This is a genomic window from Bradyrhizobium jicamae (genome assembly GCF_018130215.1).
Lineage (GTDB): Bacteria > Pseudomonadota > Alphaproteobacteria > Rhizobiales > Xanthobacteraceae > Bradyrhizobium > Bradyrhizobium jicamae_A.
In genome coordinates this window covers 1-21,612 of sequence record NZ_JAFCKQ010000047.1, presented here as the reverse complement: position 1 = coordinate 21,612, position 21,612 = coordinate 1, and the positions used below count along the sequence as shown (strand labels likewise).

Sequence of the window (21,612 nt, the reverse complement as noted above, 5' to 3'; positions counted from 1 at the left end):
TAAAAGTTGCGTGGTTGCAACAAAGGAGAAGATTCGAAACGCGGCGACATGGAATCCAATGCGCCGGTTCGGGCGGTTTTCTTTTGGTAAGGGCTCTCTGGGAATGCTGGCAGCCGTCAGACAACCCTGGGGTGCTACCATGTCTCGTACCAAGTTTGTTGCCGCGTTGACCATGACAACCGCGCTCGGCGTCGGTGCCGCCTCGGCCGCCGACCTCGCCATGCGTCCCTACACCAAGGCGCCGGCCTACGTTGAATCGATCTACAACTGGGCCGGCTTCTACATCGGCGGCAATGTCGGCGGCTCCTCGACCAACCAGGAGTGGACCAACACCGCCAACACGACGGCGTTCGGCGATCTCAGCCCGGGCCAGGGCTTCCGGCAGCGCGGCAGCGGCGTGTTCGGCGGCGGTCAGGTTGGTTACAATTGGCAGGCCAACAACTTCGTGGCTGGCCTTGAGGGCACGCTCGTCGGCCTCGACAACCACGGCAGCGTTCTCAACAACGTGTTTGGAGCTGGCCTCGACGACCGCTTCAGCTGGCGTGCGGACTGGATGGTCACGGTGACCGGTCGCGCCGGCTTCGCAGTGCAGAACAACCTGTTCTACGTGAAGGGCGGCTACGCCGGGGTGAACAACCACCTCTCGGTGGTCGACAACGTGCCGCCGTTCACCGGGTCGGGCGCCCAGTCGAATTGGCACAATGGCTGGACGGTCGGCGCCGGCTGGGAATATGGCATCACCCAGAACTGGATCGTCGGTCTCGAATACGACTACGCCTCGTTCGAGAAGAAGAACTACCAGCTCGCGGGTGCCGCGACGCCCGCGACCTATGCCTTCGATGCGCGTCCGGTCGACATCCAGTCCGCGGTGGTCCGCCTCAGCTACAAGTTCGGCCCGCTTGTTGCGGGCTATTGAGGGAACACGCGGGCCGGTCCCGCTGCGGTTTTCCACGAACGAGAGCCCCGCGCGATGCGCGGGGCATTTCGTTTTGGCGCGTGGCTAGCCCATGATCGAGTAGCCGCCGTCGATCGGGATCGCAGTGCCGGTGACGAAGTCGGATGCGGCTGATGCAAGGAACACCGCGATTCCGGCAAAGTCGCTGCCGGCACCCCAGCGCGCGGCGGGCGTGCGCGCCAGCACACGCTCGTGCAAGCCGGCAACCTGCTGGCGCGCCGCGCGCGTCAAGTCGGTGTCGACCCAGCCCGGCAGGATCGCGTTGACCTGGATATTGTCTGCAGCCCAGGCGGTGGCGCAGGCGCGGGTGTATTGCACGATGCCGCCCTTGCTCGCGGCATAGGCCGGGGCGAAGCTTGCGCCGAAGATCGACATCATCGAGCCGATATTGATGACCTTGCCGCTGCCCGATGCCTTCAGCGCCGGATAGGCCGCCTTTGAGCACACGAACGCACTGGTGAGGTTGGTGTCGATCACCTTGCGCCACTCCTCGATCTCCAGCTCGTGGGGCGGCTTGCGGATGCTCATGCCGGCGTTGTTGACGAGGATGTTGATGCCGCCGAGCTCCCTGACGACGCGCTCGATCATCGCCGAGACCGCGGAGCCGTCGGTCACATCGGTCGCCACCGCAATCGCCTTGACGCCGCGCCGCCGGAGATCGTCGACGGCAGATGCCGACTTGGATTCGTTGCGCCCGATGACTGCGACTGCAGCGCCGGCGTCCGCCAGGCCGCGCGCCATGCCGAGGCCGATGCCGCCATTGCCGCCGGTGACGACCGCGACCTTGCCTGAGAGGTCGAACAGAGTGTTATTCATTGTCGTTGTCCTTGTCTTGGCCTGGCCGGAGAGTGCCGGATTGCGTCGGGCTCGACCAGATCGCAGGACGACCACCGGCCCTGCGCCACGAGCCGAATCGACGCTCCGGTGCGCCCTGGGGCTCGCCGGCGTCAGGGCAACAAAAAAGCCCCGGCCAAGCCGGGGCTTTTGAGCTGCGATCAAGCAGGGATCAGTACTTGGCGACCACCGGGCCGCTCCAGTTGAAGCGGTAGACCAGCGAGGTGCTGATGGTCTGGACGAGCGGCTTGAAGGTGATGTCAGTACCGGTCAGCGCGTTGGTGCCGTCGACCAACTCCGAGATGTTCTTCTTGTCGTAGTAGGCAGCGCGGTACTCGGTCTTCATGAACCAGCCCGGCGCGGTGATGCCGAAGATGTTCAGGTTGTTCTCGACGCCACCACCCACGAACCAGCCGCCACGATCGAAATCATTGGTGTGCACGCCACCCGGGAGCGCGGTCGCGGTATTGAACAGGGTGGTGCCCTTCCAGTGCGAGCTGGAGTAACCGGCGTTGACGTAGGACAGAACGTTCGGAGCGATTAGGTAACCGAGACGCGCACCGGCGGCCCATGAGTAGTCGTTCTTGATGTTGCCGGCGAGGAACGGCGTCTGATCCTGGATGGTGCCCTTCAGGCTGCCGAACTGACCGTCAGCGAACACGCCGATCACCCAGCTGTTGGCGGTCTGCCAGTCGTAACCGGCGCCCACGGTGCCGTACCAGCCATCGCCGCCCTGGCGCTGGTTGAAGCCGAGGATCGGCGCGCCCGTTGCGGTCACCTGGGTACCGGTGTCAGCGTCCCAGACGCCGCCGCCGCCGCCACCGAAGAAGTAGAAGCCGGTCCAGCTCGGCTGAACAACCGGGGGAGGAGCCTTGGTGTAGGGGCGGGCAGCGAGGTCGGCGGCCGAGGCGGTTCCCGTCATCGCGGCGATCGCGGTCAGGGTGAGCAAGAACTTCTTCATTTCCAAATCCTCAGCGTTGGCGTTCGATCAGGTCGCGTAACGGGTGCGCTCGCACCGATTCCTCGTATCGTTGTGAGCACTATACGGCGTTCGGTCGGAAAAGCTGTTGCGGGCGGGACACAACCGCCCGAAAACGGAACGAACGGTACTCTCCTGAAAGGCGAGTGCAGGCACGCCTTCCCGATCGGGAGTGCGTAAAAAAATCAGCAGAATCAGGTTGTTATGCCTAGACGTCGAGGATGTCGTCGCTGGCGAACTCGGCCTTGTCGGAAATGAACGCGAAGCGGGCTTCCGCCTTGGTGCCCATCAGCCGCTCGACCGAGTCGGCGGTGCCCTCGCGGTCCTCGGTCAGCAGCTTCACGCGCAGCAATGTACGGGTGATCGGGCTCATGGTGGTTTCCTTGAGCTGCGTCGAGTTCATTTCGCCGAGGCCCTTGAAACGGCTGATTTCGACCTTGGCGTTGGCGTGGAATTCGGCCTTGAGCAGTTCATCCCTGTGCCCGTCGTCGCGGGCGTACACGGTCTTGGAGCCGTGGGTCAGTTTGTAGAGCGGCGGCACCGCGAGATAGAGGTGTCCCTGGTCGATCAGCGGCTGCATCTGCCGATAGAAGAAGGTGATCAGCAGCGATGCGATATGCGCGCCGTCGACGTCAGCGTCGGTCATGATGATGATGCGCGAGTAGCGCAGATCCTCTTCGCGATAATGCGCGAGCGTGCCGCAGCCGAGGGCTAGAACGAGGTCGGCCAGCTGGGCATTGGCGGTGAGCTTTTCCTTACCGGCGGAGGCGACGTTGAGAATTTTGCCCCGCAAGGGAAGGATGGCCTGGGTCTCCCGGTCGCGTGCTTGCTTGGCGGTGCCACCGGCCGAGTCGCCCTCGACGATAAAGAGCTCCGATCCTTCCGTGCCGGCGTTGGAGCAATCGGCGAGCTTGCCGGGGAGGCGCAGCTTCTTGCCGGCGGTCTTGCGCGCGGTTTCCTTTTCCTGGCGGCGACGCAGCCGTTCCTCGGCGCGATCGATCACGAAATCCAGCAGCCTGTTGGCCTGGTTCGGATTGCCTGACAACCAATGGTCGAACGGGTCCTTCATCGCCTGCTCGACGATGCGCTGGGCTTCGGCGGTGGCGAGGCGATCCTTGGTCTGGCCCTGGAATTCGGGCTCGCGCACGAACACCGACAGCATCACGGCCGCGCCCACCATCACGTCTTCCGAGGTGACGGACGCTGCTCGCTTGCCCTGACCGACGCGTTCGGCGTGGTCCTTCAGGCCGCGCAGCAGCGCGCTGCGCAGGCCGGATTCATGCGTGCCGCCGTCGGGCGTCGGCACCGTGTTGGTGTAGGACGACAGGAAGCCGTCGGCATCGGCGGTCCAGGCCACGGCCCATTCGCAGGCGCCGTGCGCGCCGCTGCGGCCGGACTTGCCGGAGAACATGTCCTGATGCACCAGCGTGTCGGCGTGGATCGCGGCGGCCAGATAATCCTTCAGGCCGCCGGGGAAATGGAAGCTGGCCTCCGCGGGCACATCCTCCACGCCCTTCAAAAGCTCCTGGTCGCAGCGCCAGCGGATCTCGACGCCGCCGAACAGATAGGCCTTCGAGCGGGTCATCTTGAACAGGCGCTGCGGCTTGAACGCCGCCTTGGCGCCGAAGATGTCAGTGTCCGGCCTGAAGCGGATGCGCGTGCCGCGGCGGTTGTTGATCTTGCCGAGGTCTTCGATCTTGCCCTTGGGATGGCCGCGCTCGAAGGTCATGCGGTACAGCTTCTGGCTGCGCGCAACCTCGACCTCGAGCCGCGAGGAGAGGGCATTGACCACGGAGACGCCGACGCCGTGCAGACCGCCCGAGGTTTCATAAACCTTGGAGTCGAACTTGCCGCCGGAGTGCAGCGTGCACATGATGACTTCGAGCGCCGACTTCTTCGGGAATTTCGGGTGCGGGTCGACCGGGATGCCGCGGCCGTTGTCGGTCACGGTCAGGAAACCATCGGCCTTCAGCTCGACCTCGATGAAGGTCGCGTGGCCCGCGAGCGCCTCGTCCATCGAGTTGTCGATCACCTCGGCGAACAGGTGATGCAACGCCTTCTCGTCGGTACCGCCGATATACATGCCGGGCCGCCGACGAACCGGCTCCAGGCCCTCCAGCACCTCGATATCAGCCGCCGTATAGCCGGCTTCGGCGCCCCCTTCGGAGCGGGCAGCGACCTTCAGCGGCGCACGGCCCTTGGGCTCCGAGGTGCCGAACAGATCGTCGGCAGATTTGCTTTTGGCGTTCGATTTCAGCGATTTGGACATGTTTCTTCAGGTTTCGCGCGAGAACTGGCGCGGCGAATCGATGGTTCAGACTATGCCACGGATAGGCCGAAAAAGGGGACGGCCGGGCTGGCGAGACGATGCATCCGGCCGGTCATCCCCTAGATAGGAGCCCGCCCTTACGCCCGCGAGGAGCGGAACACAATGACCGTGAACAGGGCCATCGCAGCGACCACGATCAGCGATCCCACGATCGGGACAACGATATAGGATTCCCCGTAGAGCACGACCACCGCCACGCCTGCCGGGAAGGCGATGCCGCCCACGATGTGCAGCCAGCCCTGCAGCCGCGCCAGCGGGGTGCTCCCGACAGCCGGAAATAGCCTATAGTAAAGCCCGAACAGGAAGAGCAGCACACCGCCGACGAGATTGAGATGCGCGTGAGCCGGCGCGAGCGTGAAGTCCTGCCTGATCCCCATCACGATGCCCGCGAGCATTCCGAGCAACAAGACGACGACGCTCACGCACATCATCAGTGATCCGATCATCCGGCGATTCCTTTTCGTGTGAGGGAGGTGTGAGCTGGCCCGGACAGTGGGCGCCGTGGGAAATCACATTCGGTCCCCGCCTTTGTGACTTGATGTCACGCAAAGGGCCAGCTTACCTGTTCTTAGGCTATTGGCCCGCACAAAGGTTCATGGGCATCAACGGGGCGGGAAGGCACCTCAAACGATGGAAGATTTTGCGCGCGCCCTGGCCGACTTCGTGCGCCATCACCAGGCTTGGGCCGCACCAATCGTCCTCGTGCTGGCGTTCGGCGAATCGCTTGCCTTCATCTCGCTCCTGATCCCTGCGTGGGGGGCGCTGGTCGCGATCGGTGCCCTGATCGGTGTGAGTGGAATCAGCTTCTGGCCGGTCTGGATCGCAGGCGGCATCGGGGCCGCGCTCGGCGATTGGGTCTCCTACTGGTTCGGCTATCGCTACAAGGAGCACGTCGCGCAGATGTGGCCGCTGTCGCGCTATCCGGAGATCCTGCCGCGCGGCGAGGCATTCGTTAACAAGTGGGGGGTGCCCAGCATCTTCATCGGCCGCTTCTTCGGTCCGCTGCGAGCCTCGGTGCCGCTTGCGGCCGGCATCTTCGAGATGTCGTACTGGCAGTTCCAGATCGCCAATTTCGTGTCCGCGCTGGTCTGGTCGGCCGCGCTGCTGCTGTTCGGCGACGTCATCGCGCAGGTGCTCGAATGGATGTGGCGAGTGGTGTAGGCGGCCGGAATAAGGCAACCGGGCAGGGGTTAGCCGGGTGAAGGTCCAACTGGGAGAACGCCTCATGGAACTGACACGTCGTCACGTGCTCGCCGGCGCCGCCGGAATGGCCGCCGCGCCGGTGTTGCCGGCCATTCCCGCCATGGCAGCTGCACCGATATCCGACAAGCAGGCGCCGAGCTTCTACCGCTACGAGGTCGGCGACATCGAGGTCACCGTGGTGTCCGACGGCAAGACCGTCTTCAAGCTCGAGGACTCCTTCATCCCCAATGCGAAGCGGGAGGACGTCAACCTGGCGCTGGACAAGGCGTTCATGCCGCGCGACATGGTGACGATCTGGTTTGCGCCGCTCGTGCTCAACACCGGAGGCAAGCTGGTCGTGATCGATACCGGCACAGGCCCGGTGGCGAAGGCGAGCAGCAAGGGGGCCAACGGCCTTTTCGCCGACAACATGGCAGCCGCCGGGTTCGATCCCAAGGCGGTCGACATGGTTGTGATCTCTCATTTCCACACCGACCACGTGAATGGTCTGCTCACCGCTGAAGGCAAGCCGGCATTCCCGAATGCCGAAGTGCTGGTGCCGGCCACCGAATGGAAATACTGGATGGACGACGGCGAGATGAGCCGGGCGCCGGCCGGCCGCATGCAGGGCCTGTTCAAGAGCAACCGCGGTGTCTTCGAGGCAGGCCTGAAGAAGAAGGTCACGCCCTATGAGTGGGGCAAGGAGATAGCACCGGGCCTGACCTCGGTCGAGACGATCGGCCACACGCCGGGCCACACCTCCTATGTGCTGGCGTCCGGGTCGGGGAAGGTCTTCATCCAGTCCGACGTCACCAACAATCCGAACCTGTTCGCGACCAATCCCGGCTGGCATGCGTTCTTCGACCAGGACGGCGACGTGGCGGAGAAGACCCGCCGCCGCATCTACGACATGGTGGTTGCGGAACGGCTTCAGGTGCAGGGCTTCCACTATCCGTTCCCCGGGCTCGGCAATGTCGTGAAGGACGGCAATGGCTATCGCGTCGTGCCGGCGCCGTGGAATCCCGTGATCTGAACGGTTTTCCTTGACGTGACCGGGGCGCGAGCTTATTAGCCGCGCCCATGATCAAGGCCGCGACCATCATCATTGCCCGCCGTCGCCGTACCTCTGCGGTACAGGCGATCGTTCGCGTTTAAGATCATCGCCTCTGCCGCCGGACCTCTCCCGCGGCGCTCTCCTGGAAAAAGACACGTGGTAGATCTGGCGGCTCCTCATCTCACGCTGGGAGTTCCACCATGTATACGCCACCGGTATTCAAGCCCGACCGCGCCGCCAGCCTCGCCTTCGCGGAAGCGCGCGGTTTCGGCATTGCCTGCGCCTGGGATGGGTTGAGGCCGATCGCCTCTGCATTGCCGTTCTATCTGACCTATGCCGATGATGGCACGCCGCGGGCCCTGTTTCATGTCGCCCGTCACAATCCGCTGGTAAAGCTGGCCGGTGGTGCCTGCTGGCTGTTGGCCGTCAACGGCGCGGATGCCTATGTGTCCGCAGACTGGTATGTGTCTGTCGATCAGGTGCCGACATGGCTCTACCAGGCCGTCCACCTGACCGGGCCGGTGCGGGCCCTGTCGGGGGACGAACTCGCGATTCAGATCGATGCGCTGACCGCGAAGTTCGAACACCGGCTGTTGCCGAAGACGCCGTGGGCCGCGGGCAAGATGACGGCGGCGCGGCTGGATGCGATGAAGAAGGCGATCGTGGGCCTTGAGATGACGGTGGACGACGTGGAGGGCAGCTTCAAGCTGAACCAGCACAAATCCGAAACCGACTTTGCCGCGGTCGCGGGCGCGCTCGCTTTGCAAGCCGAAGCTGGTGCCCGGCAGATCGCGGCTTTGATGCGCGAGGCGCGCCCGCAGGCTTTCGCAACGATACAAGCCGAAATGACTACGCTTCACGGGAGCGTGTGATGACGAAGAAGAAAATCGGCATTTTGGGCGCGTCCGGCTACACCGGCGCCGACGCGGTGCGCCTGCTGGCGCGGCACCCGAATGCCGAAATCGCCGCGCTTACCGCCAACACCCATGCCGGCAAGGCGATGACCGAGGTGTTTCCTCACTTCTTCATGCTCGATCTGCCAAAACTCGTGGAATGGGAAAAGGTCGACTGGACGCGGCTCGATGCCGTGTTCTGCGGACTGCCGCACGGGACGACGCAGGAGATCATCGCCGCGGTGCTGAAGGCCAATCCCAGAATCAAGATCCTCGACATGTCCGCGGATTTCCGGCTGCGCAACAAGGACAGCTACGCGCAATGGTACGGTCATGAGCACCGGGCGCTCGAATTGCAGGGCGAGGCCGTCTACGGGCTGACCGAACTGTACAGGGAGAGGATCACGGCCGCGCGGCTGGTGGCCTGTCCCGGCTGCTATCCGACGGCGGTGCTGCTGGCGCTTGTTCCGCTGGCGAAGGCAAAGCTGATCGACATCGATGATATCATCATCGACGCCAAGTCGGGCGTTACCGGCGCCGGACGTGGACTGAAACAGAACACGCTGTTCAGCGAGGCCGGCGAAGGGTTGTCGCCCTATTCGATCGGTACCCATCGGCACTCGGCGGAGATCGAGCAGGAGATCGGCGTAGCCGCTGGCTCGGCTGTGACAGTGAACTTCAGCCCGCATCTCATTCCGATGGCGCGAGGTGAGTTCTGCACTTCCTATGTCAAGCTCAACGGGGCTACGCCGGATGATTTGCGCGCCGAACTGGAAAAGGCCTATGCCAACGAGCCGTTCGTATATGTGACGAAGAAAGGCGTGTTGCCGCAGACGCAGAACGTGCGTGGTTCGAATTACGTCCAGATCGGAGTCGTCGCCGATCGGATCAAGAACCGCGCCATCGTGCTCTCGACGCTCGACAATCTTGTGAAGGGATCGGCCGGACAGGCGATCCAGAACATGAACCTGATGTTCGGCGTGCCCGAAACCACCGGATTGGAGCAGATCGCGCTGTTTCCATGAACCGCTACTACACTGCCCATCCTTGGATTGGCTGCGCAGCCGCGGCCAGATGGGTTGCAAATGAAATGAACGAGCTCGAAAGGAACGTGCCATGACCCTGACCGACACCGACAAGCCGAAGACCTCAGGCGCAAGCAAGCCCGCCGTGTTCGTCGACGGCGCCTCCGGCACCACCGGCCTCGGCATCCAGGAGCGTCTCGACGCGCTCGGCGAAGTCGCGGTGAAGCACATCGCCGAAGACAAGCGGAAGGATGCGGGAGCAAAACGCGCGCTGATGGAGGAGGTGGATCTCGTCATCCTCTGCCTGCCCGACGATGCCGCCAAGGAAACCGTCGCTGTGATCGACACGATGGGGAATTCGGCGCCGAAGGTGCTCGATGCGTCGACGGCCTATCGCGTCGCGCCCGACTGGGCCTATGGCTTCCCGGAGCTTGCGCCTGACCAGACCGACAAGATCAAGGTCGCGCCGAAAGTCTCCAATCCCGGCTGCTATCCGACCGGCGCCATCGCCTTGCTGCGGCCGATCGTCGATGCCGGGCTGTTGCCGGCGGACTATCCGGTCACCATCAATGCGGTGAGCGGCTATTCGGGCGGCGGCAAGTCGATGATCGCGAGCTTCGAGGACGGCACGGCGCCGGCCTTCCATCTCTATGGCCTCGGCTTCGAGCACAAGCACGTGCCGGAGATGCAACTCTATTCGCACCTGACGCGGCGGCCGCTGTTCGTCCCGTCGGTCGGGAATTACCGGCAGGGCATGCTGGTTTCGGTGCCGCTGCAACTCGACGCGCTGCCGGGCAAGCCGAGTGGAGCTGATTTGCAGGGCGCGCTGGCGAAACGCTACGCGGGAAGCAAATACGTCGCGGCGATGCCGCTGCAGAACGAAGCCGCCAAGGGCGGCCGGATCGAGCCGGAGGCGCTCAACGAGACCAACCAGCTCGAGCTCTACGTCTTCGCCAGCGACAAGCATCGCCAGGCGGTGATGGTCGCGCGGCTCGACAATCTCGGCAAGGGTGCCTCGGGTGCGGCCGTGCAGAACATGCGGCTGATGCTGGGGCTGGCCGATACCTGACGGCCCGCCGCCATGGACGAGGAGACTCTGCAATTCTACCGCCGTAACGCGGAGGCCTATGCCGGGTGGGCGAAAGCCCCGTCCACCCGGCTGACGGGTTTTCTCGGCCTGTTGCCTCGGGGCGGCGCGATTCTCGAACTCGGCTGCGGCGCAGGCAACCATGGCGCCGTGATGCTGGCGGAGGGCTTTGCGCTGCGCGCGACCGACGGCTCACCCGAGATGGCGGCGGTCGCGGCGCGCCGTCTTCGGCATCCGGTGGAGGCGATGCGCTTCGACGAACTCGACGAGCGAGAGGCCTATGACGGCGTCTGGGCCAGCGCGTGCCTGTTGCATGTGCCGCGCGACGAACTGGCCGGCATCCTCGGTCGCATCCATCGCGCGCTGCGGCCGTCAGGCCTGTTCTATGCGAGCTACAAGATCGGCCATGACGCTGGCCGCGACAGCATCGGCCGCTACTATAACTATCCGCCGCCGGAATGGCTCGATGCGACCTACGCGTCATCAGGGCCGTGGACACGGCTCTCGGCAGACACCAGCGAAATCAAGAGTTTTGACGAAGCGCCCGCAACGATGCTGCACATCGTGGTGCGAAAGTGCGCAGCATAGGTGCAGCATACGGAGTTGCGGCACGGCTGACGCCGCAACCGGCCGAGATGGTGTGGTTCACAGGATCTTGAAGATCGCGAGCGCCAGCACGACCTGGGCCAGGAAGCCGACCGTGAACGCCAGCGTGCGGAACACGGGAATGCCGAGCGCATAGACGATCAGATGCGCGACACGGGCCCAGAAATAGACCGCGCAAGCGAGCACGGTCCATTTGGTCGAGTAGTCGGCGGCGTTGAGGATCAGGACCAGCGGTGCGAAGATCACGAGGTTTTCGACCGCATTGTCGTGGGCGAACATCAGTCGCGTCGCCCATTCGGCGTGCGGCTTGTCGTTGCGCGAGGGATTGGCCATGGCGCCCGAGAGGCCGCGGACCTGGCAGCGGTTGAGGATGTAGGGGACCCACAGCAGCCCTGTCAGGATCACCGTCAGCGCCAGCCAGAACAGTTCACGCGTCATCGTTTCCCCCTCGACTGATTTCGATTCCCGACCCGCCGGGACGGTCTGCTTATAGCTGAGAGGGCGGCCTCGCGCTACGCGCGGACGCGGACATAGCTGCCGGGAGCATCCTCGAGCGGCGGCACGTCGGATGAACCCACCGCGCGCGCAGGCACCGTCTCGGCATCGAGATTCTCCAGCCACGCACGCCAATCGGGCCACCACGAGCCTTTGTGCTCCTGGGCGTCCTTCAGCCAGTCGGCGAGCTTGACGTCCTTGATGTTGTCATTGGTCCAGTACTGGTACTTCTTCGAGGCCGGAGGGTTGACCACGCCGGCGATGTGGCCGGAGCCGGACAGCACGTACTTCACCGGGCCGCCGAAGAACTGCGAGCCGTACAGCACCGATTCCGCCGGCGCGATGTGGTCCTCGCGCGCGGCGAGGTTGTAGACGGGGACCTTGACCTTCGACAGATCGAGCAGCGTGTTGTCGAGCACCATGGTGCCGGTCGACAGCCGGTTCTCCAGATAGCAGTTGCGCAGATAGTAGGAATGATTGGACGCCGGCATCCGCGTCGCGTCCGAATTCCAGTGCAGCAGGTCGAATGAGGAGGGCGGCTGCCCCTTCAGGTAGTTGTTCACGACATAGGACCAGATCAGGTCGTTCGAGCGCAGCATGTTGAAGGCCATCGCCATCTTGCTGCCCTCGAGCACACCGGATTCGTGCATGTCGCGTTCGAGCGCCGAGATCTGGTCCTCGTCGACGAATACCAGGAGATCACCGGCCTGGGTGAAGTCGACCTGCGCAGCGAAGAAGGTCGCCGAGGTGACGCGCTGGCGGCGCTTCTCGGCGAGATAGGCCAGCGTCGAGGCGAGCATGGTGCCGCCGACGCAATACCCGGCTGTGTGGACCTTCATCTCGCCGGTGACCCTCTCGATGACGTCCATCGCGGTGAGCGGGCCTTCGGTCATGTAGTCGGCCCAGGTCTTCTTGCCGAGTTCCTTGTCCGGATTGACCCAGGAGATCACGAACACCGTGATTCCCTGATCGACGCACCATTTGATGTAGGACTTCTCCGGCCGCAGATCGAGGATGTAGAATTTGTTGATCCAGGGCGGCACGATCAGTAGCGGCGTACGCAGTACGCTCTCCGTCGCCGGCGAATACTGGATCAATTGCATCAGGTCGTTCTGGTAGATCACCTTGCCGGCCGTCGTCGCCATGTTGACGCCGACCTCCAGATTGGTCGAGTCGGATTGGCGGATGCGCAGCGTGCCGTGGCCCGCCTCGATGTCTTCCGCCAGCATCTTCATGCCGCGCACCAGATTGTCGCCATTGCTCTCGACGGTGGCGCGCAAGACTTCCGGATTGGTCAGGATGAAATTCGACGGCGCGATCGCGTTGGTGATCTGCTGGACGTAGAATTCGGCCTTCTTGCGGGTGTGCTCATCGATCCCCTCGGCGTTGTGAACCAGCGCCTGCGCCCATTTCGACGTGAGCAGATAAAGCTGGAGCACGAAGTCGAAGAACTGGTTGGACTTCCACTCGGGATCCTGGAAACGCTTGTCGCGCGGCGCCGGTTCGATCGCCGGCCTGGCATCGGCTTCGCCGGCCATGCGGCGCACCGCGGAACCCCAGAGATCGAGGTAGTCCTTGCCGAGCTTGATCTGCAGGTCGGAGGCGCGCTCCTTGTCGGACAGCCAGTACTCGGCGATCACGCTGAAGGTCTTGATGACCTCGCCGAGCTCGTTCGGGGGCTTGTCCCGGACCTCGCCGGTCTGGCGCGGCTTGAGATAGGCCGCGAGCGCCTGTCCGCTGGTCTCCATCGCCCGCGCGATGTTCATGGCGAAGGCTTCGGCGTTGAATTTCGGGGTGGCTTGGGTTTCGATGCTGACGTTGCTCATCTCAAGGACATTATCGCTTCGTTTTGGGGGCGTCATCGCGCGGTGCGGTACCGACAATCCGTCAAAATCCGATGTTTCTGGTTGTTGCACTGCGACAAAGAAGCTCTAGTTCTGACATATTGAAGCCTCAGGGCTCGCATTAGCTGGTCCGGCTTTAATCGTTTCGGGCGACAATGGTTTGAACGGCTGAAGCAGGAATTGACGCAGCGGGATGCTGCAAGGCTCGTACCAGTGCGACCCGTGTCGGCGAGTGCGGCTTGCGCGCGAGCTTGTTGGGGACATGTCGGCAGATGCCGATTGATCGGATGAAGAGGGGTCTTGCGGCCGCAGTCCTGCTCGCGTCGATGATGGCGCTGAGCGGCTGCGCGAGTTCGATTGCGGATCTGGGTTCGAGCGACGCTAGCCGGCCAAAGGAAGCAAGCGGGTACCTGCCGGTCCACGATCTGCCTCCCGATCGCAGTGAGCAGGCGATGCCGCCCTCCGAGCAGGCCAAGCTCGAGGGCGAACTGAAGGCGGCCCGGGAACGCCAGGAGACCGCCGCGGCCCAGAATGCGGCTGCCGCAAGCGATGTGGCCGGTGCGAATATCGGCGCCGGCCGGTAGCCCCACGACGGAGCCGATCAGCGCTGGCGCAGCCGGGCGTCCGTGCTAAAAGAAACCCAATTCAACCGCAGATCCGGTCGCAGCCCCCGCCTCGTGCGCCTGAATTCGCCCTAAGTCATTGATTTAAGTGCGACTTCTTGATGGAGCCTTTTCCCGGCTTCGAGACCTGGCAAGGGGCGTCGATTCTGGTGTGCCGGTTGTCGGAGCAAGGGTCCCATGGAAGATTTTTATCGCATTCGCCGTCTGCCGCCTTACGTCTTCGAGAAGGTCAATCAGGCCAAGGCGGCCGCGCGGAATGCCGGGGCCGATATCATCGACATGGGCATGGGCAACCCGGATCTGCCGACCCCGGCCCACGTGATCGAGAAGCTCAAGGAAACCCTCGGCAAGCCGCGGACCGACCGCTATTCGGCCTCGCGCGGCATCAACGGCCTTCGCAAGGCCCAGGCCGCCTATTACGCGCGCCGATTTGGCGTCAAGCTCAATCCGGACACCCAGGTTGTTGCGACCCTCGGCTCCAAGGAGGGGTTTGCCAACGTTGCGCAGGCGATTACCGCGCCTGGCGACGTTGTGCTGTGTCCCAACCCCAGCTATCCAATTCACGCCTTCGGCTTCCTGATGGCGGGTGGCGTTATCCGCTCGGTGCCCTCGGAGCCGACGCCCCAGTTCTTCGAGGCGGTCGAGCGGGCGATCGTGCATTCGATTCCGAAGCCGATCGCGCTGATCGTCTGCTATCCGTCGAATCCGACGGCCTATGTCGCCGACCTCGATTTCTACAAGGATCTCGTCGCCTTCGCCAAGAAGCACGACATCTTCATCCTGTCAGATCTCGCGTATGCCGAGGTCTATTTCGACGAGAAAAGCCCGCCGCCTTCGGTGCTGCAGGTGCCGGGTGCGATCGACGTCACCGTCGAGTTCACCTCGATGTCGAAAACGTTCTCGATGGCCGGCTGGCGCATGGGCTTTGCGGTCGGCAATGAGCGCATCATCGCAGCTCTCGCGCGGGTCAAATCCTACCTCGACTACGGCGCCTTCACGCCGATCCAGGTGGCTGCGACGGCCGCGCTCAACGGCCCCGACGATTGCATCCGCGACATGCGCGACACCTATCGCAAGCGCCGCGATGCGCTGGTCGAGTCGTTCGGTCGTGCCGGCTGGGACGTTCCGCCGCCGCAGGCCTCGATGTTCGCCTGGGCGCCGCTGCCGAAGGCATTCGAAACCGTAGGCAGCATGCAGTTCGCAACCCTTCTGGTGGAGAAGTCCGGTGTCGTGGTGTCGCCCGGCGTCGCCTTCGGCGAGCATGGTGAGGGCTATGTCCGGATCGCGATGGTCGAGAACGAGCAGCGGATCCGGCAAGCCGCGCGCGGCGTGCGCCGCTTCCTTGAAAGCGGCATCGAAACGTTGCACAACGTCGTTCCTCTCGCCAACCGACGCTAATCCTTCCAGGTTCCTGATCTCATGGTCGCACCGCTGAAAGTGGGCATAGCGGGGCTCGGTACCGTCGGTGCCGATGTCGTCCGCCTGATTGAAACGCAAGGCCGGGTGCTGTCGGAGCGCAGCGGCCGCGGCGTGCGCGTCGTTGCCGTCACCGCGCGCTCCAAAGCCAAGAAGCGCGGCCTCGACCTGCGCGGCATCGACTGGGTGGCGAGCCCGCAGGCGCTGGCCGAAGACCCCAACATCGACTGCTTCGTCGAGCTGATGGGCGGCGCCGGCGACCCCGCATTCACCGCCATCGAGACCGCGCTGAAGGCCGGCAAATCGGTCGTCACCGCCAACAAGGCCCTGATTGCCAGGCACGGGCTGCGTCTTGCCGCCGCAGCCGAGAAGCACGGCGGCGCGCTGAATTTCGAGGCCGCCGTCGGTGCCGCGATCCCGGTCATCAAGACGCTGCGCGAGGGCCTCGCCGGCACCAGCGTCAATCGCGTCTACGGCATCCTCAACGGGACCTGCAACTACATCCTGACGCGGATGGAGCAGGAGGGGCTGTCGTTCGAAGAATGCCTGAAGGACGCCCAGCGCCTCGGCTATGCCGAAGCCGATCCATCGTTCGACGTCGACGGCCACGATACCGCACAGAAGCTCGCGATCCTGGCGAGCCTCGCCTTCGGCACGAAGGTCGCGGAAAGTGCCGTCTATGTCGAAGGCATCTCCTCGATCACGCCCGAGGACCTGCGTGCCGCGGAGCAGCTCGGCTATCGCGTCAAGCTGCTCGGGGTCGCCGTGCGCACCGTCAAGGGCATCGAGCAGCGCGTGCACCCGACCATGGTGCCGAAGTCATCCTCGATCGCCCAGGTGATGGGTGTCACCAATGCGGTGGCGATCGATGGCGAAGGCATTCCGCCGATCACGCTGGTCGGTCCGGGAGCAGGCGGGGCAGCGACAGCGTCCGCCGTGGTCGCCGACATCGCCGACATCGCTCGCGGCATCCGCGTCAAGCCGTTCGGTCGTCCGGTCGAGCGGTTGCGCGACACCACCAAGGCGCCGATGGAGCGTCACGAGGGTGGTTATTATATCCGCCTGATGGCGCGCGATCTTGCAGGCACTGCCGCAACAATCGCCACCCGCCTCGCGGAACAGAAGATATCACTGGAGTCGATCGTGCAGCGGCATCCGGATGGCGTCGATGTGAACGGCTCGGCCAAAAAATCTTCACCGGTTCCGGTCATTCTGATTACCTACGCGACCAGCGAGGATGCCGTGTACCGCGCGCTGGCCGCAGTGCAGCGCGACAAGGTCATCAGCGGCCGGCCGCAGGTGATCCGAATCGAGAAAAACTAGTGTTCGACCGAACCGGTCGGGCGCAAGATGACTGATGCGATGCGGGCAGCCCGGCCCGCGTGTGACTAAGGAGTACGCCATGTCGACCCATATTTCCGTTCCGCCGCAGATGCTGCTTGAGCGCATCCTGACGCTCGAAATCGTGCGGGTGACGGAGCGCGCGGCGGTGTCGGCCGCGCGGCTGCGCGGCCACGGCCAGGAGAAGGCCGCTGACAAGGCGGCGGTGGATGCGATGCGGCGCGAGCTCAACAAGCTGCCGATCGAAGGCACCATCGTGATCGGCGAGGGCGAGCGCGACGAGGCGCCGATGCTGTTCATCGGTGAGAAGGTCGGGCTCAATGCCGGCCCCAAGGTCGACATCGCGGTCGATCCGCTGGAAGGCACCACGCTGTGCGCCAAGAACATGCCGGGCTCGATCGCCACCATGGCGATGGCCGACGGCGGCACGCTGCTGCATGCGCCCGACGTCTACATGCAGAAGATCGCAATCGGTCCGGGCTACGCCAAGAACGTCATCGAGCTCGATGCGCCGCCGGCCGACAACGTCCGCCGTCTCGCCAAGGCCAAGGGTGTCGACCCGACCGCCATCAACGTGCTCGTGCTCGATCGCCCGCGCCATGCCGACATCATCAACAGCGTGCGCTCGACCGGCGCTGCCGTGCAGCTGATCACCGACGGCGATGTCGCCGGCGTCATTCACTGCGCCAAGCCCGACGAGACCGGCGTCGACATGTATATCGGCACCGGCGGTGCGCCGGAGGGCGTGCTGGCGGCGGTCGCGCTGCGCTGCATCGGCGGCCAGATGCAGTGCCGCCTGATCCTCGACACCGAGGAGAAGCGCGAACGCGCTCACAAGATGGGCGTCACCGATCCGAAGATGATCTACGGCATCGAGGACATGGCGAGGGGCGACTGCCTGTTCGCGGCCACCGGCGTCACCACCGGCTCGCTGCTGACGGGGGTGAAGTTCAAGAAGGACGTGATCGAGACCGAGACCGTCGTGATGCGCTCGGTGACCGGCACGGTGCGCTACATCAAGGCCGAGCATCGTCAGTTCGAGAAATTCCATCTGGATTGACGAGATGTCATTCCGGGATGGTCCGAAGAACCAGACCCGGCGGAATTGCGCAGCTGAGGGTCTGTGCCGCGCACCATTCCGGAACGGCGGGACAAACAACAACAAGAATAATGGAGACGAACATGTCCGACATTTCCCAGGTCAAGGCGCTGGTGTTCGATGTGTTCGGCACGGTCGTCGACTGGCGCACCAGCCTGATCAACGATTTCACCAAATGGTCGGAGACGCGGGGCATCAAGGCCGACTGGACCGCGCTGGTCGATGGCTGGCGCGCGGTCTATGCCGCCTCGATGGACGAGGTCCGCAAGAACCCGCAGAACGGTTACGTCATGCTCGACGTGCTGCACCGCCGCTCGCTGGAGAAGCTGGTCGCGCAGCTCGAGATCAAGGGGCTGACCGAGGCCGACCTGCATCATCTGACCAGGGGCTGGCATCGCCTCCACGCCTGGCCTGACAGCGTCGCCGGCCTGGCGCGGCTGAAGACGAAATACATCATCGCGCCGCTGTCGAACGGCAATGTGGCGCTGCTGACCAACATGGCGAAGTTCGCAGGCCTCCCCTGGGACCTCGTGATGTCGGCCGAGTTGTTCGAGCACTACAAGCCCGATCCGGAGACCTATCTGGGCGCGGCGAGGCTGCTCTGCCTGCCGCCGGAGCAGGTGATGATGGTCGCAGCCCACAATTACGACCTCAAGCACGCGCAGAAGCACGGCCTGAAGACGGCCTTCGTCGCGCGTCCGGCCGAATACGGCCCGCTGCAGAAGATCGATTTCGAGGCCACCGGCGAGTGGGACATCGTGGCCAAGGATTTCGGTGAAATAGCCACCCGGATGGGCTGCTAGAGGCTGGCCCACGAATCGTTGAAGCGTTACGATTCCCGCATGACGCTTCCCGCATCCGCATTGCCTGTCGAGACGCTGCCGGCGTTCCTCGGCGTGGCACGCTCGCTCACCGGAAAGCTCTGGCGCGACCGGCTGGACGTGCGCGGCGCGGCACGGGCGCTCGCCATCGTGCAGCGCTACAACCTTCCGGAAATGCTGGCGCGGGTGCTGGCAGGACGCGACGTCGAGATCGATGCCGTGCAGGATTTCCTCGACCCGACCATCCGCAAGCTGATGCCCGATCCGCACACCGTGACCGATATGGAGACCGCGGCAAAGCGCATCGCGGCCGCGGCGGAGCGCGGCGAGCAGGTCGCGATCTTCGGCGACTATGACGTCGACGGCGCCACCTCGGCGGCGCTCGTGACCTGGCATTTGCGCCATTGCGGGCTTGATCCGCTGATCCACATCCCCGACCGGCTGTTCGAGGGCTATGGGCCGAACATCGAGGCCGTGCGCGCGCTGGCGGCGAAGGGCGCAACGCTGCTCGTCACGGTCGATTGCGGCACCACCAGCATCGAGCCGCTCGCGGAAGCCAAGAAGCTCGGGATGTCCGTGGTCGTGATCGATCACCACCAGACCGGCGACGAGCTTCCCGTGGTTGACGCGCTGGTCAATCCGAACCGCGCCGACGACCTTTCGGGGCTCGGCCATCTCGCAGCTGTCGGTCTCGTTTTGGTCACGCTGGTGGCAGTCAATCGCGAGCTGCGCCAGCGGGGTTTCTGGACCGGTGAGATGCCGGAGCCGGATTTGCTCGGCATGCTGCATCACGTCGCCCTCGGCACCGTCGCCGACGTCGCACCCCTGATCGGGCTCAACCGCGCCTTCGTCGCCAAGGGCCTGATCGCGATGCGCAGGCGCGACCATGTCGGCCACACCGCGCTGATGGATGTGTCGCGGCTCAGCGGCCCGCCGGAAGCCTGGCATCTCGGCTTCATGCTCGGGCCACGCATCAATGCCGGCGGCCGCATCGGGCGCGCCGACCTCGGCGTGCGCCTGTTGCTCGAAGCCGACGTGTCGGAGGCTGCGCGGATCGCAGCCGAGCTCGACCGCCTCAACAGCGAGCGGCGTCTGATCGAGCAGGCCGCCGAGGCGCAGGCCGAAGCCGAGGCGCTGGCCTCGCTCGGGCTCGAGGACAAGGGCGCCGTGATCGTCACCGCGGCCGAAGGCTGGCATCCCGGCGTGGTCGGACTGGTGGCGGCACGGCTGAAGGAGAAATTCGCGCGCCCCGCCTTTGCGATCGCGCTGGAGCCGGGCGGCATCGGCACCGGCTCGGGCCGTTCGATCGGCGGCGTCGATCTCGGCAAGGCCGTGCGGCAGGCCGTGCACGAGGGATTGCTGATGAAGGGCGGGGGGCATGCGATGGCGGCCGGCGTGACGCTGCGCAGGGAGAGGCTTGCCGAATTCCGCGCCTTCATGGAGAACGCGCTTGCCGCCGACGTCGCCAATTCTCGGCACGAGAACGAGCTCTTCATCGACGGCGCGGTGACCGCGCGCGCGGTGACGCCGGAATTTGCCGCAACCCTCAATCGCGCCGGTCCGTTCGGCAGCGCCAATCCGGAGCCCGTGATTGCGCTGCCGTCGCATCAACTCGTCTATGCCGATGAAGTCGGCCAGGCCCATCTGCGGCTGCGCTTCAAGTCGGGCGATGGTTCCATCGTCAACGGTATCGCTTTCCGCTCGGTCGGACAGAAGCTCGGTAGCGCCTTGACGCAACACCGCGGCCATCAATTGCACGTGGCGGGTTCTCTCGCGGTCGACCGTTGGCAAGGCACCGAACGTGTGCAATTCCGTGTGCTCGACGTCGCGGTTCCGGACCAGGGTCCGGCAGTGATCCGATGAGAAACGTTGGGAGCGGATATGACAGGACAGGTTGAAGGCAAGGTCGCGCTGGTGACCGGCGGGGCGTCGGGCATTGGCGCTGCGATCGTGGACTTGCTCGCGCAGGAAGGTGCAAGCGTCATTGCGACCGACATCGACGAGCTGAACGGGCCGGAGCTCGCTGCGCGTCTCAGGAAGGCCGGACGCGACGTGAGCTTCCTGCCGCAGGACGTCACCAGCGAAGAGCGATGGGCCGAGGTGATCGCGGAGATCGGCAAACGCCATGGCCGGCTCGACGTGATGGTGTCCAACGCGGGGATCGGCATCGGGGCGCCTTCGATCGTCGAGATGTCGCTTGCGGACTGGCGCCGGCAGACAGCGATCAATCTCGACGGCGTGTTCCTTTCGGTGAAGCATTCGCTGCCGCTGATGCGCAAGCATGGCGGCGGCTCGATCATCATGATGTCGTCGCTGGCCGGCCTGCGTGGTGCAGCGAGCCTCTCCGGCTACAGCGCAACCAAAGGCGCCGTCCGGCTGTTTGCCAAGTCGATCGCGATGGAGTGCGCGCAGGTCGGCGACGGCATCCGTGTCAATTCGGTGCATCCCGGCATCATCGACACGCCGATCTGGGGCAAGATCCCGACCGGTGCGACCGGCGCCGGCCAGAACGCGCCGATCGATCCGGAGGAACGCGCCAGGTTCGCCACGCCGCTCGGCCGCGCCGGCCAGGCGATCGAGATCGCCCATGGCGTGCTGTATCTGGCCTCGGACGCGTCGCGTTACGTCACCGGGACCGAGCTTGTCATCGACGGTGGTATGAACGCGGGCGGGGTGGTGCGGCAGCAACAGCGATAGCTCCTCGCTTCGCGAAGCAGTTTTGCGCTGAAGCGACGAAGATTCGCGGAAACGAACTTTCGCATTCTCGCGACATGAATTGCCCGAGCTTTGCATCTCGTTTCGCCGCTCTGTGAGCAGAGGGCGCAGGGAAAGCCGGGTGCCGATCGCACCCATGGGCCCCGTGCAAGGTAGAAAGCACGGGGGTAGGACCACAGGTGTAACCGGAGCAATCCGGCTTTCCCTGCGCGATGGGTTACGGCTTATACGTGCTCTCCCCGGTGAGACTGGGCTTTTTTGTCACCGCTTTCGCAAAGATGCTTGCGCACGCTTCACGAGAGGACACCTGCCAC

The 21,612-nt window shown here is 64.4% G+C and carries 20 protein-coding genes; 14 read left to right on the top strand and 6 right to left on the bottom strand.

Features of this window, described 5'->3' with window-relative positions; translation table 11 throughout:
• Nucleotides 1–139: 139 nt before the first annotated feature.
• Nucleotides 140–916: an outer membrane protein gene (locus tag JQ586_RS32680; RefSeq protein ID WP_212398759.1), complete on the top strand. Its 777-nt coding sequence runs from the start codon at nucleotides 140–142 to the stop codon at nucleotides 914–916.
• Nucleotides 917–1,000: 84 nt separating this feature from the next.
• Here the strand turns inward: JQ586_RS32680 and JQ586_RS32675 are convergent, their stop codons facing one another.
• From JQ586_RS32675 to JQ586_RS32660, 4 genes are all read right to left on the bottom strand, one after another.
• Nucleotides 1,001–1,771, bottom strand: coding sequence for an SDR family NAD(P)-dependent oxidoreductase (locus JQ586_RS32675; protein WP_212398758.1), 771 nt, complete (start codon nucleotides 1,769–1,771; stop codon nucleotides 1,001–1,003).
• Nucleotides 1,772–1,961: 190 nt separating this feature from the next.
• Nucleotides 1,962–2,750: an outer membrane protein gene (locus JQ586_RS32670; RefSeq protein WP_212398757.1), complete on the bottom strand. Its 789-nt coding sequence runs from the start codon at nucleotides 2,748–2,750 to the stop codon at nucleotides 1,962–1,964.
• A 226-nt stretch (nucleotides 2,751–2,976) separates the two neighbouring features.
• Nucleotides 2,977–5,037, bottom strand: a complete 2,061-nt coding sequence (parE, locus tag JQ586_RS32665; protein ID WP_212398756.1) for a DNA topoisomerase IV subunit B — start codon at nucleotides 5,035–5,037, stop codon at nucleotides 2,977–2,979.
• Between the two features lie 137 nt (nucleotides 5,038–5,174).
• Nucleotides 5,175–5,543, bottom strand: coding sequence for a hypothetical protein (locus JQ586_RS32660; RefSeq protein WP_212398755.1), 369 nt, complete (start codon nucleotides 5,541–5,543; stop codon nucleotides 5,175–5,177).
• A gap of 184 nt (nucleotides 5,544–5,727) precedes the next feature.
• Here JQ586_RS32660 and JQ586_RS32655 point away from each other — a divergent pair, with 184 nt between their 5' ends.
• From JQ586_RS32655 to JQ586_RS32630, 6 genes are all read left to right on the top strand, one after another.
• Nucleotides 5,728–6,258 (top strand): DedA family protein, encoded by a 531-nt coding sequence (locus tag JQ586_RS32655; RefSeq protein ID WP_212398754.1) that lies wholly within the window; start codon nucleotides 5,728–5,730, stop codon nucleotides 6,256–6,258.
• Nucleotides 6,259–6,322: 64 nt separating this feature from the next.
• A complete protein-coding gene (locus JQ586_RS32650) occupies nucleotides 6,323–7,312 on the top strand; it encodes an MBL fold metallo-hydrolase (protein ID WP_212398753.1) in 990 nt (329 codons plus the stop codon).
• A 221-nt stretch (nucleotides 7,313–7,533) separates the two neighbouring features.
• Nucleotides 7,534–8,205, top strand: coding sequence for an FMN-binding negative transcriptional regulator (locus tag JQ586_RS32645; protein ID WP_212398752.1), 672 nt, complete (start codon nucleotides 7,534–7,536; stop codon nucleotides 8,203–8,205).
• Entirely contained in the window at nucleotides 8,205–9,251 is a 1,047-nt protein-coding gene (argC, locus tag JQ586_RS32640) for an N-acetyl-gamma-glutamyl-phosphate reductase (protein ID WP_212398751.1), read from the top strand. The genes JQ586_RS32645 and argC (JQ586_RS32640) overlap by 1 nt, the downstream gene beginning before the upstream one ends.
• A 91-nt stretch (nucleotides 9,252–9,342) precedes the next feature.
• Nucleotides 9,343–10,320 (top strand): N-acetyl-gamma-glutamyl-phosphate reductase, encoded by a 978-nt coding sequence (gene argC, locus JQ586_RS32635; protein WP_212398750.1) that lies wholly within the window; start codon nucleotides 9,343–9,345, stop codon nucleotides 10,318–10,320.
• A gap of 12 nt (nucleotides 10,321–10,332) precedes the next feature.
• On the top strand, nucleotides 10,333–10,926 hold the full coding sequence (locus JQ586_RS32630; RefSeq protein WP_212398749.1) for a bifunctional 2-polyprenyl-6-hydroxyphenol methylase/3-demethylubiquinol 3-O-methyltransferase UbiG: 594 nt from the start codon (nucleotides 10,333–10,335) through the stop codon (nucleotides 10,924–10,926).
• Nucleotides 10,927–10,983: 57 nt separating this feature from the next.
• On the opposite strand, the gene JQ586_RS32625 is transcribed toward JQ586_RS32630, so the two are convergent.
• Nucleotides 10,984–11,382 carry an MAPEG family protein gene (locus JQ586_RS32625; RefSeq protein ID WP_212398748.1) on the bottom strand — a complete coding sequence of 133 codons (399 nt, stop codon included), beginning with the start codon at nucleotides 11,380–11,382 and terminating at the stop codon, nucleotides 10,984–10,986.
• 74 nt (nucleotides 11,383–11,456) lie between these two features.
• Entirely contained in the window at nucleotides 11,457–13,265 is a 1,809-nt protein-coding gene (locus JQ586_RS32620) for an alpha/beta hydrolase (protein ID WP_212398747.1), read from the bottom strand.
• Between the two features lie 290 nt (nucleotides 13,266–13,555).
• On the opposite strand from JQ586_RS32620, the gene JQ586_RS32615 reads away from it, so the two are divergent.
• From JQ586_RS32615 to JQ586_RS32585, 7 genes are all read left to right on the top strand, one after another.
• On the top strand, nucleotides 13,556–13,867 hold the full coding sequence (locus tag JQ586_RS32615) for a hypothetical protein (RefSeq protein WP_212398746.1): 312 nt from the start codon (nucleotides 13,556–13,558) through the stop codon (nucleotides 13,865–13,867).
• A 216-nt stretch (nucleotides 13,868–14,083) separates the two neighbouring features.
• A complete protein-coding gene (locus JQ586_RS32610) occupies nucleotides 14,084–15,304 on the top strand; it encodes an LL-diaminopimelate aminotransferase (RefSeq protein WP_212398745.1) in 1,221 nt (406 codons plus the stop codon).
• Nucleotides 15,305–15,325: 21 nt separating this feature from the next.
• Nucleotides 15,326–16,645 (top strand): homoserine dehydrogenase, encoded by a 1,320-nt coding sequence (locus tag JQ586_RS32605; protein ID WP_212398744.1) that lies wholly within the window; start codon nucleotides 15,326–15,328, stop codon nucleotides 16,643–16,645.
• 79 nt (nucleotides 16,646–16,724) lie between these two features.
• Nucleotides 16,725–17,723, top strand: a complete 999-nt coding sequence (gene glpX, locus JQ586_RS32600) for a class II fructose-bisphosphatase (RefSeq protein ID WP_212398743.1) — start codon at nucleotides 16,725–16,727, stop codon at nucleotides 17,721–17,723.
• A 122-nt stretch (nucleotides 17,724–17,845) separates the two neighbouring features.
• The gene (locus JQ586_RS32595; RefSeq protein WP_212398742.1) at nucleotides 17,846–18,565 is read left to right on the top strand and encodes a haloacid dehalogenase type II; all 720 of its coding nucleotides are present in this window, start codon (nucleotides 17,846–17,848) and stop codon (nucleotides 18,563–18,565) included.
• Nucleotides 18,566–18,604: 39 nt separating this feature from the next.
• Nucleotides 18,605–20,446, top strand: a complete 1,842-nt coding sequence (gene recJ, locus JQ586_RS32590; RefSeq protein ID WP_212398741.1) for a single-stranded-DNA-specific exonuclease RecJ — start codon at nucleotides 18,605–18,607, stop codon at nucleotides 20,444–20,446.
• Between the two features lie 18 nt (nucleotides 20,447–20,464).
• Nucleotides 20,465–21,280, top strand: coding sequence for a glucose 1-dehydrogenase (locus JQ586_RS32585; RefSeq protein WP_212398740.1), 816 nt, complete (start codon nucleotides 20,465–20,467; stop codon nucleotides 21,278–21,280).
• The last annotated feature ends 332 nt before the right edge of the window (nucleotides 21,281–21,612 follow it).

Bases quoted from the DNA above. Each gene is read 5' to 3' on its own strand.
- recJ (WP_212398741.1), top strand. From the start codon at position 18,605: ATGACGCTTCCCGCATCCGCATTGCCTGTCGAGACGCTGCCGGCGTTC.
- JQ586_RS32645 (WP_212398752.1), top strand. From the start codon at position 7,534: ATGTATACGCCACCGGTATTCAAGCCCGACCGCGCCGCCAGCCTCGCC.
- argC (WP_212398751.1), top strand. From the start codon at position 8,205: ATGACGAAGAAGAAAATCGGCATTTTGGGCGCGTCCGGCTACACCGGC.
- JQ586_RS32680 (WP_212398759.1), top strand. From the start codon at position 140: ATGTCTCGTACCAAGTTTGTTGCCGCGTTGACCATGACAACCGCGCTC.
- JQ586_RS32630 (WP_212398749.1), top strand. From the start codon at position 10,333: ATGGACGAGGAGACTCTGCAATTCTACCGCCGTAACGCGGAGGCCTAT.
- glpX (WP_212398743.1), top strand. From the start codon at position 16,725: ATGTCGACCCATATTTCCGTTCCGCCGCAGATGCTGCTTGAGCGCATC.
- JQ586_RS32620 (WP_212398747.1), bottom strand. From the start codon at position 13,265: ATGAGCAACGTCAGCATCGAAACCCAAGCCACCCCGAAATTCAACGCC.
- JQ586_RS32605 (WP_212398744.1), top strand. From the start codon at position 15,326: ATGGTCGCACCGCTGAAAGTGGGCATAGCGGGGCTCGGTACCGTCGGT.
- JQ586_RS32675 (WP_212398758.1), bottom strand. From the start codon at position 1,771: ATGAATAACACTCTGTTCGACCTCTCAGGCAAGGTCGCGGTCGTCACC.
- JQ586_RS32670 (WP_212398757.1), bottom strand. From the start codon at position 2,750: ATGAAGAAGTTCTTGCTCACCCTGACCGCGATCGCCGCGATGACGGGA.
- argC (WP_212398750.1), top strand. From the start codon at position 9,343: ATGACCCTGACCGACACCGACAAGCCGAAGACCTCAGGCGCAAGCAAG.
- JQ586_RS32585 (WP_212398740.1), top strand. From the start codon at position 20,465: ATGACAGGACAGGTTGAAGGCAAGGTCGCGCTGGTGACCGGCGGGGCG.
- JQ586_RS32660 (WP_212398755.1), bottom strand. From the start codon at position 5,543: ATGATCGGATCACTGATGATGTGCGTGAGCGTCGTCGTCTTGTTGCTC.
- JQ586_RS32655 (WP_212398754.1), top strand. From the start codon at position 5,728: ATGGAAGATTTTGCGCGCGCCCTGGCCGACTTCGTGCGCCATCACCAG.
- JQ586_RS32615 (WP_212398746.1), top strand. From the start codon at position 13,556: ATGCCGATTGATCGGATGAAGAGGGGTCTTGCGGCCGCAGTCCTGCTC.
- parE (WP_212398756.1), bottom strand. From the start codon at position 5,037: ATGTCCAAATCGCTGAAATCGAACGCCAAAAGCAAATCTGCCGACGAT.
- JQ586_RS32595 (WP_212398742.1), top strand. From the start codon at position 17,846: ATGTCCGACATTTCCCAGGTCAAGGCGCTGGTGTTCGATGTGTTCGGC.
- JQ586_RS32625 (WP_212398748.1), bottom strand. From the start codon at position 11,382: ATGACGCGTGAACTGTTCTGGCTGGCGCTGACGGTGATCCTGACAGGG.
- JQ586_RS32610 (WP_212398745.1), top strand. From the start codon at position 14,084: ATGGAAGATTTTTATCGCATTCGCCGTCTGCCGCCTTACGTCTTCGAG.
- JQ586_RS32650 (WP_212398753.1), top strand. From the start codon at position 6,323: ATGGAACTGACACGTCGTCACGTGCTCGCCGGCGCCGCCGGAATGGCC.